4 protein-coding genes are annotated in these 3,478 nt (G+C 51.0%); 1 reads left to right on the top strand and 3 read right to left on the bottom strand.

Features of this window, described 5'->3' with window-relative positions:
• Window positions 1-416 (top strand): transposase (locus tag CBG25_RS20615; protein ID WP_290608944.1); only part of this gene is annotated, 416 nt, incomplete at its 5' end.
• 216 nt (window positions 417-632) lie between these two features.
• On the opposite strand, the gene pilO2 is transcribed toward CBG25_RS20615, so the two are convergent.
• From pilO2 to CBG25_RS20600, 3 genes are all read right to left on the bottom strand, one after another.
• Entirely contained in the window at window positions 633-1,235 is a 603-nt protein-coding gene (pilO2, locus tag CBG25_RS20610) for a type 4b pilus protein PilO2 (protein WP_290608943.1), read from the bottom strand.
• Window positions 1,235-2,872 (bottom strand): PilN family type IVB pilus formation outer membrane protein, encoded by a 1,638-nt coding sequence (locus tag CBG25_RS20605; RefSeq protein ID WP_290608942.1) that lies wholly within the window; start codon window positions 2,870-2,872, stop codon window positions 1,235-1,237. Before CBG25_RS20605 ends, pilO2 begins: the two co-directional genes overlap by 1 nt.
• A gap of 234 nt (window positions 2,873-3,106) precedes the next feature.
• Window positions 3,107-3,478 (bottom strand): transposase (locus CBG25_RS20600; RefSeq protein WP_290603757.1); only part of this gene is annotated, 372 nt, incomplete at its 5' end.

Genomic DNA, 3,478 nt, shown 5'->3' with positions numbered 1-3,478 from the left:
TTGTTAACCATAATAAACAACTGAACAAGTTAGACATCTCAGAAGAAGGAACTCCAATACACTTACGAGGCTACGGTTGGGTGACTGTTTTCAAATTTACAGCCAAAAACGGCCGTATTGATTACATGGTAACAAACAAAGAGAATCCCACCCGTGAATACGTCAAATCTATCATGGATGCCCGTTGGTCTGTTGAAGTTTATCATCGAGAAGTTAAACAAAATTGTGGTATTGAACGCTGTCAGGCTCGCACGAGCCGAGCGCAAAGAAATCATATTTTTCTCGCTATTTCTGCGTGGTTTGAACAACATAAACGTCGTATATCTGAAAAAATAACCCTTTATCAACAAAATTGGGACGTAATCAAAAATGCTATTGCTGAGCACATCCGTGTTTTATTAGCGTACCCAAATTAGTTTTGTGCGAAACTCGTGGATAATTGAATATATCGTCCTAACCTTCCTTATAAATACGTGCTCGTAGCACAAGATACCGTTCGGTTTTGAAGACGATGATGAATATGTCACCAGGGTTTAATCTGAGGTACAAGCTCTAAGCTTAAGGCAGCGTACAAACTCACCGGTAACATCCCAATGATCAGTTGGGGATCATTAACCTTTGACAGTCAATGATCAAGATATAAGGCAGCACAGGGTGAACAGGCCTAAAAATCGCCGCTTGCGTGATGTCGCCTGAAAGCGGGCACTGGCTGGAAAACGAAGCCCTGCCAGCAAACCGTCTAAATCAAAAGGCTGGCTATCGGTGACGTTCCAGTCTGCCGGGGCGAAAATCTGCCAGCCTCCTTCCGGCTCACGGTTAAACTGGAGAAAGTTTTTTTGCGCCTGCGCGATGGCGACCTTGTCGCCGACCACATCGTTAATCAGCACCCCGTCAATGCTGCTGACAAAGCCGTAGCGCGCGTTATCCAGCGCGATAATGGCGTAGCCACTGCCTTTCAGTTGCCGGACGATGAGCAGTGCCAGCGCGTAACCGTCCTTGCAGCCTTTGGGCAACGCCAGCTTTGCCCAATTGACCAGCCCCATCACCCACTGCGGATTTTTCTGGCTGTCCCGATAGCGATAGCTGACTACGCGATCTGCCCCTCGCCGTCGCGCTTCGCTTTTAACGTTTTTACCCGCCCGCAACGTCACGGGGAGCCAGTCTATTCCGGCCAGAAAAACGCGGCGACCTCGCACCATCGGCGTCGCGGTAAATAGCGGTGTTGTCGTCATCATTACTCCTCCTGCGACAGAACCGGGGTAATAAGCACAACCAGCATCCGGTCACCGTCTTCTGCCTGCTGACCACCGCCTAATCCAAAGAACCACGGTTGGCCGACGCCCTGCTTGCTTCCTTTACGGCTGGCCTGCTGAAAGCCGGATAACACCAGTGTCTGGCCGGTTTTCATTTTCACGCGCTGGGTAAAGGTTTTTAGTTGCGTATTGAGCAACTCGACCGAGCTTTCCCCGGAAGTAAACGTACGCCGGGTAGGTGGTTCAGAGAGATTGATAGCGAATTGTAGTAACAGGTGTTGACCGTCCGGCATGATATTCGGCAGAAGATTAATATAAAAGCCGGTGGTAATGGTGGCGGGCTGGATCGAGGTTGCCGTGCCGACATTCGCGGTGGCCTGCGTCGTTACCTGCGCCACATAATCCTCCTGTTCGGCCACCTGCATGGCGACCGGTGAAAGATTGGTGGTGGTATTCGATTGTTGGGTGACGACACTCACTTTAGCTTGCTCGGCAAGGGCTTTGAGAAAGACTTTTGATCCCGCCAGCCGCCCGTCTACGACCGAGAAACCGCCATTCATGATATTGCCCGCCGCGCCGCCAAAGGCTTGACTGAGCGACAAACCTAAACGGCCATTGTTAAAAACGGCGTTCCAGTCCAGCCCTAACTGGTCTTTTTGCCGTTTTTCGACGCTCAACATTTCAATATTGAGCACCACCTGCCGATCTAATGTCTGGTTGCGCTCGTCAACAAAGCGCTCAACCGTATCCAGCACCCGTGGCACATCGGTAACGGTCAGATTACCGGCAGACAGGAACATACGCCCCAGCCCCGGTGTCAGCATCGATTTCACTGCGCCCTGTAAATCCGCATACAAAGATGACTTTATGGTGGTTGAGGTAGATTGTGACGTGGTGGCATCGCCACTCAGCGCATTTCCACTCTGCCCGCCGCTGTTACCGGCTTTGGAAGTGGTGCCGCTGACGACTCTGGATTGGTAATCGGTCTGTGAATCCATAAAATTCAGCGTAAATGACCGGGTTTCCAGCGCGTAGATAACTATCTGTCCCGATTGATAGCGCCAAGACACGCCAAGGCGACTGGCAATGGTGTCAAGCAGCCCGGCCAGTGGACCGTTCCAGTAAAGCCCGTTCAGATTCGCGCCGGTGTTAACCGCAGCAGGCGCAGAGGATGACGCCATCCCGATGGCGGCCAGCGGTACCATGCCATTGACATCCGGCGGCGGGATATCGCCTTTCATTTGCTGGGTCTGGCCGCCAGAGACGCCGCCCAATAGCGTTAATGCATCCGGCGTGACGGACACGGGAATACGGCACACGCGGGTAATACGTTCAGAGACGTCATGCAGGCTCAGTGAGCCTTGCCGGTTAATCGTAATGGTACAAGGGGGTGTGGTTTTTTTTATCGTCGTCCGGTCAATCATCGGCGTGGGATTCACCCACTGCCGGGAGGCTTCGCGTAATACTGACGGCGGCGTAGCCAGCTTTTGCATCTGCTGCCTTGCCTTTGCTTCTGTCGCCTCACTGTTTTTCATGTTTTGATTAATACGCTCAATACTGGTACAGCCAGACAATGCCAGCACCACCAGTAAAGGCGCAGCAGAAAAAATCGCTCGCATGGGATATCCTTTGATAAATGGAATGTGTTATTTATGAGGTGGCAAAATGATTTGAAATGAAATTATTTAACGCTTTACTTCTGTGAAGAAATTATCAAGCGGGCACCTCGAAAAACTCAAGATTTTCAATTAACCCTTGGCTTTCATTCTAAATAATTAGATTTTTTTTGATTATCACGCTACTGATTCTATCGCACATTGCCCTGGCTAGGGCCATTTGACCCATTCTGGGCGTCAGAAAGCCACGATGCACGCGCTCTGGAAGTACGCCAACCGCTTTAGGTTGTAACATGCTGCCATCATCGTCATGGCAAAATTAGCGCGCACCTGTCCAATGGTGCGGATCAGTTTTCTACCCATTTGTTCCATCGCCGCAAATGCATGTTCAACCCGTGCCCTAGTCTTTGCAATCCTGTGGTTTCGCCCTTGCTGAGTCTTGGACAACGGTTTGTTTCGATGGCCTTTACGCTGAATCTGGCTCCTATAGCCGTTTGCCTTCAGCCAAGCTTCCCGCTCCGCAGAGGGATAGCCTCGGTCGGCGTAGATATTGCGATTGGTGTTGGCCTTGTCAATGACCCTTTCGAAATGCTGACTGTCGTGGGTGCT

The sequence above is a fragment of the Arsenophonus sp. ENCA genome (assembly GCF_002287155.1).
In the GTDB taxonomy this organism is placed as follows: domain Bacteria; phylum Pseudomonadota; class Gammaproteobacteria; order Enterobacterales; family Enterobacteriaceae; genus Arsenophonus; species Arsenophonus nilaparvatae.
This window is presented reverse-complemented; position numbering and strand designations above follow the sequence as displayed.

Excerpts from the sequence above, each read along its gene's own strand:
- pilO2 (WP_290608943.1), bottom strand. The coding sequence starts at position 1,235 with ATGATGACGACAACACCGCTATTTACCGCGACGCCGATGGTGCGAGGT.
- CBG25_RS20605 (WP_290608942.1), bottom strand. The coding sequence starts at position 2,872 with ATGCGAGCGATTTTTTCTGCTGCGCCTTTACTGGTGGTGCTGGCATTG.